Origin of the sequence: Marisediminitalea oceani (assembly GCF_003731635.1) — a bacterium.
Lineage (GTDB): Bacteria > Pseudomonadota > Gammaproteobacteria > Enterobacterales > Alteromonadaceae > Alteromonas > Alteromonas oceani.
Genome location: NZ_RCUA01000061.1, coordinates 1 through 5,749 on the forward strand (window position 1 = coordinate 1; position 5,749 = coordinate 5,749).

Annotated in this window: 5 protein-coding genes; 3 read left to right on the forward strand and 2 right to left on the reverse strand. The window is 40.8% G+C overall.

Annotated features, from left to right (window positions below; genetic code table 11):
- Nucleotides 1-172 precede the first annotated feature (172 nt).
- Both D9T21_RS16020 and D9T21_RS16025 read left to right on the forward strand, forming a co-directional pair.
- Nucleotides 173-883 (forward strand): tyrosine-type recombinase/integrase, encoded by a 711-nt coding sequence (locus D9T21_RS16020; RefSeq protein ID WP_241155731.1) that lies wholly within the window; start codon nt 173-175, stop codon nt 881-883.
- Between the two features lie 67 nt (nt 884-950).
- On the forward strand, nt 951-2,144 hold the full coding sequence (locus tag D9T21_RS16025; RefSeq protein ID WP_123325964.1) for a site-specific integrase: 1,194 nt from the start codon (nt 951-953) through the stop codon (nt 2,142-2,144).
- An 88-nt stretch (nt 2,145-2,232) separates the two neighbouring features.
- On the opposite strand, the gene D9T21_RS16030 is transcribed toward D9T21_RS16025, so the two are convergent.
- Nucleotides 2,233-2,601, reverse strand: coding sequence for a hypothetical protein (locus tag D9T21_RS16030; protein ID WP_123325966.1), 369 nt, complete (start codon nt 2,599-2,601; stop codon nt 2,233-2,235).
- Between the two features lie 1,248 nt (nt 2,602-3,849).
- Between D9T21_RS16030 and D9T21_RS16040 the strand changes: the two genes are divergently transcribed.
- Nucleotides 3,850-4,713 carry a hypothetical protein gene (locus D9T21_RS16040; protein ID WP_241155732.1) on the forward strand — a complete coding sequence of 288 codons (864 nt, stop codon included), beginning with the start codon at nt 3,850-3,852 and terminating at the stop codon, nt 4,711-4,713.
- A gap of 392 nt (nt 4,714-5,105) precedes the next feature.
- Here D9T21_RS16040 and D9T21_RS16050 read toward each other — a convergent pair whose 3' ends face one another.
- Nucleotides 5,106-5,369, reverse strand: coding sequence for a hypothetical protein (locus tag D9T21_RS16050; protein WP_123325974.1), 264 nt, complete (start codon nt 5,367-5,369; stop codon nt 5,106-5,108).
- Between the last annotated feature and the right edge of the window lie 380 nt (nt 5,370-5,749).

The window sequence follows — 5,749 nt, forward strand, 5'->3', positions numbered from 1 at the left end:
ATCAGAATTGGGGTGATCGAGAGGCCGGAATTAGTGATCGGGAAATGCCTAATACGCACCTTTGCGCAGAACAGCGAGCTTTGCATATCGGACTATAGTCAAATATCCAATCGCTCACCTCATCGCTTCCAAAATAAAAAGCCACGATATTGTAGAGTATTGCCTGGCCCGAATGGAATCTGAATCAAAGCCAGGCCCTGCGACTATTTCAATTGACGTCAGTCTGATCCGTAAGGTTTTAAGGGTCGGTAAGTCACTGCTTGGCGTGAATTGCTCTCAACAACCTGTTGTTGAGGCTTATCAAGCGCTATATGACCTAAAGTTAATTGCTAGATCTAAGGCACGTAAACGCAGGCTTGAGGGTAACGAATATGAATTACTACTCAATTTCTTTGAACAAAAAGAGAAACATCGCTCTACTGTTATTCCCTATCGAGACATTTTCAACATATCTTTGACGACATGTTTACGCATTTCAGAGGTGACATCCCTGCGCTGGTTAGATCTTAATAGTTCAGCATCTAAGATTTTGGTTAGGGACAGGAAAAATCCAAACGGTTCCGAAGGAAATCATACGGAAATCCCATTATTAGGTCAGTCTTTGAGTATCATTCTGGCACAACCCCGACAGTCAGAATTTATTTTTCCAGTTAATCCACGCTCCGTAACCGCCGGATTTCAGAGAGCGTGTAAAAAACTAGGGATAACAGATTTAAGATACCACGATTTACGACGGGAAGCGGCCACACGCCTTATAGAGTTAGGTTATACCGTAGAAGAAGTAGCTACTGTAACGGGACACAAAGATCTAAAAATCCTCTGGCAGGTTTACACGCGAATTACACCTGAACATTTATTGAAAAAAAATATAAATTTCGTCTAACCAAAATGAACTGAGATTGATATATCAACCATAACATTGGTGCTGATTAGATTATTAGGAGACAGAAATGACTATCAGCACCTACACTTCAAAAGCCACTAAAAAAGTTACCTATAAAGTTACGGTCACAAAAAAGCTTCGAGGCCAAATTGTTGCCAGAAAATACCGACAGTTTGAGAACCTGGATGAAGCCAAAGACTGGGAATCCCGTATGCGTACGTATCTGGATACATCTGGCTTTTTAGGCAATACCATCTCGGAGTTCTCAACCGTTCGAGAAGCTGCAAAAGTGTTACAACGTGATGCCGACTCGGGTTTTCTTAGTTTATGTAAAACGGAATACTCAAATCTTAGAGTCCTATCTGATGAAAGATGGGGATTGAGTGATGTTCCGCTATGCGATCTCAATTTTAAACACATTAAAACCTTTTGCTACTTGCGTCGGGGAGCTAGTGCGCAAACCCCTAATGTTGACCCACAAACAACATGGTCAAACCTAACCACACTCACTCTTCTATTGCGCACTGCGAATACCAGATATAACGCCTCAGTCAACAAGGAGCTTTTAAGAAATTCTGACCTTCTTGATGACTTACGCAGAGAAAATTTAATCAGCAAATCTAAGTCCAGGCGTCGACGCCTTAGTCCCAATGAGCTTGATAGAATATTCAAAGAGCTTCAAGAGAGAGAAAACCAAAAGCGTGTGAAGATTCCTAATGCATTGATGTTCATACTCTCTCTTACTACAGCGATGCGGATCTCTGAATTAGTTAACATCAATATCGAAGATATAGATTTTGATAAAAAAATCATCCGCCTCAGGCAGTTTAAAGGATTTTCTGGAAATCTGACTGACACAGAATATCAGCCACTGATTAGAAATACTGTCGAACTCCTTAAGCTCTACATTGATGAAAAAGGAATTACCGCAGGTCGCATCTTTAATTTCACCGCAGGGGGCGTAACCAAAGGATTCAGGGAGGTTGTGCGCAAACTGAATATCGATGATTTGCGTTACCATGACATACGCAGAGAAGCCATTAGCCAGCTTTTAGATATGCAATTGACACTTAAGCAGGCTATGAGCGTGAGCAGACATAAGGGCGCTAAAGTGTTTGAAGAGCATTATTCTCAACCAGACATCAATAACATGGACGACAGACTTAACGGCTCGGGTACGCCTATGTCCTATGAATTGTTGGACAGTATTAAAAGGCAATATCTAAGAAAGGCAATGCCGTCCCCATGTTTAATAGTGTAATAATATAGTGAAATATGCCCGCATTTTGCGGGCATAACTTTTGAGGACTTAAATAAATACTTTCTAACAGCTGCGACTAAATTGGCGCTTACCAATCACTGTCGAATAGTGATATGTCGCTGCAACCGAAATCGTCAAAACCACTGTCGATAGACGAAGAATTATCCATCCAGTCATTGTCAATGCTAGTATCAATTCCGTTCGTCATGTCGCTAACAATGGGGATAGTATCAATCATAGGGTTTAAATCAGATAGACTAGTAAAATCTGACCCCCTAGGGTTTCCCGCGACATCAATCGCACCGGAACAGCCTTTAACACCACTCGATAAAAGCGGTAATCCAGTGACTTCATTAACGCCGCATACATCAGATTCCTTCTCCAGAAAATCCGAACCAATAGCCTCTTCACTGTCCGAGGAACAGTGATCAAATAAATTAAAACTCAGTAATGACATAATATTCTCCTAACTCTCTAAACTTCACCTACCAGTTGAAAGTTAATGAAAAATATGGCATTTTCAATTTCATTGACTGCACAGTTCAGCAACAATGAAATTGCAGCTAAATGATGATCCCCGCTAATAAAAATCCTCTGATTAAACTCAACAATCTGTACTTTTTCTCAAGAAAAAGCGTTGTCGCGACAACTATAAACTCAGGCACAATGAACAAAAGCGACGTCAAACTTTTGCGGAAGGCAATTCTGCCAGAGGTAGAGCGGTTATTATCTGGTGAATTGCAAAAACAACAAAAAGATAATTATGCTTGTAGCAAGATAATTACTTATTTAATGAGAAGTTACGATTAGTTTTCTATATAACTCACTTGATGGACAAGAAAGATTATCAAGTTGAGTTTGAGGCACAAAAAAAGCCACAAAAGTGGCTTTTGTTATCTTATTAGTTGAAACAAAGGCTTTAATAGCACGGTTCAACCCCGAATGTGGGGAAAATTTTTGAAAACATTTAGAACTGCTAAGCAGTATAAAGTTTTTCGGTTCACTCCCGATATGGGAAAAGTTTCAACCAATAAGACAACGAATGAATATTACCAATAGTTAATATTAAAAACAACACTTAAAACAATATGCGCTACAAATTTTGTTTATTGCTCATACATCATTTTAGTATCTTCGAGCGAAGCGTTTATGCAACAGCGAATTACAAATTCGTCTGTAACAAAGCAGTTGTGAAACAACTCAACAGCTAGCGTAAAAAGACAGTTGCGAAGCAAATTTCTTTTGTAGCAGGCGCATGTTCGCGGTTGCGAACTACCCCCGATTTTGTTTTGCCTTCAGGCAAAATTTGATGAATTGCGCGATAGCGCTATTGAATCAAACCCGTGCGCAGAGCAACGCGAGCGCAGTGAACCCATGTGTATGAAATACAATGGCGTGAACGTGCAAAATGGGGGTAGTGCGCAGCACGGGAACATGCGCCTGAAGCGTTAGTGCTAGCCGCAAATGCGGCGTAGAGTCACTGCGTTGACGAACGTCAACATCAGCAGTGACGGGCACTATAAGCGTACTAGCTCACAACGAATGTTGTGAGCGTCAATTATCGACTGGGTTGTTAACAGGGTAATTTACTGGGCTAAAGTGAGTTATAGCAAATCCCAGTCGACAACCCGAAAAAATTCTTAAATAACGTAATTCTGCATCCACAGTTCCTTTTTAGTGTCTCAATCAACAGACGAGGAACATGATGTCAAACACACCTTTGCAAAATGCAGATAACCTTCACATCTACTTCAACATCAATATGCGGTTAAACAAAAGCGCCAATCCCGTTCATAGGGGGCGGGAGAAGAAGAAACTAGCATTACTCCTGGCGGCTAGATATGGTTTTGTGTCTGCAATAACATGCCAAGCCATATGGCAGATTCGACGGCACAAAGTCCTTGAATCGCTGAATAGAATAGTTAAAGAGGGGTTACTAACGATTGCTACAACCGATAGGGCCGCAGATGGCCGTATTTATGTACTAACCCATTCCGGTGCTCAATTTGCCGCAGAACTAATGCGAGTAGATATACCATTCCGTTCAGCGAGAGAGCCAATTACCCAGGTTAATCAAAATGCAATCATGCATGACTCTATTTTAAGTTTTGTATTGAGCCAGGGGTTACAAAACAAAACCAAAGACGGTATTCCAAAGCCACTTTGGTCAGCCTATTTAACAGAGATTGAATTTAAGCGGATTCATAGTTCATCTGCTGTAAAAAATGTCGATGCGCTAGTACAGCTAGACAATGGCGAGGTTGCAGCTCTCGAACTGGAAGCATCATTTAAACGAAAGACACAACACGAAAAGACAATATTGAAATTACGCGACGCAATGTTAGGGGAAAATAAACTCTACGATAAAGTATTCATTATCCCCTGCTCTCAGAAAATCAATAACGACACACAGCGCTACTACAAACAATTGCTAGAGGAGATGCCCTGTCGTTATGACCGGAAAACGAAACTCCCGCTACTGAGCAATGATGATGCAGACAGACTCCGCGAGAAAATCATATTCAGAACCAAATTTATCGAGCCTATTGAGCAGACGTTCTATCGCTAAATAGACGAGCTAAAAGTATAGAAAAGAGCACCCGTGGGGTGCTCTTAGTCGTTACTGCTGTTCATATTTATTGCGCAAGCTTTCGCGCTGTACAGATATGGCTATGCCTAACATGTATATTAATAAAATAAAAATCAGCCCTCTTAACTCCAAAAATGGATAGGTTGGGTCAGCCTCGAACTCAGTGATTGCATGGATACACCAGATAACCAGCGTGATATCTCCAATGTTGAATGCTGATCTTTTTAGTATCCCTAAGAGCCTCAGGATATTACGTTGATGCTGATTCAATTTGTCCTCCTAATTTTCAATGAATAGCATTAAAAATTAGGAACCCCTGAGGAGAATTATGGTGGTAATAGAAACGGGCACTCTCGTGCCCGTAAAATAGCTTAATTTTCGTCTATACTCCTATTCACTACCAGTGCTGCTGATGCCATCAATAGAGACACAGCTAGGCATACAATGTTGTAATAGAAATAATCATTAAGCTGAAAATTTGCTTCCACATACCCTTTCCAGCCGAGCCAAAATGCTACAGTCTCATGCACAAGTGGAAAGATGCTAAATGCCATAAATACTTTTGCCAGGTTGAGGAAAGAGTTCGCGCAATCAAGCAGCATGTGAAAGGTTATTTTTTTAGAATGTGTACTCATTTTGATTCTCCTAGTTAGTCCTACCGTTAACTAGGCTCACCAAAGGTGAATTCTGTAAAACAGAATGAAAAAAGCAGGCTGAGTAGCCTGCTCTTCATTTTATTGCTCTGCCAGTTTTAACCATGACTATGAACATCGCATTCGTGAACATATTCAAATCGGGATTCCTAGTCCCGACGCTTCTACACAGTTCTTTCAGCAGTTATTGCTAAGTAAACTGCTGGATTTCCTTGTGTGGGCTTCCAATCAAGATTCCTACGGCTAGGACAGTAGGTGATGGCATTTTATTGAAGTGGTTACGAGCTTCCTCATGTAATCTATTAAGTAAGCGATCAATATAGACCCGGATCACCCCATTTTATCTAAGTCGCTCGTTAATT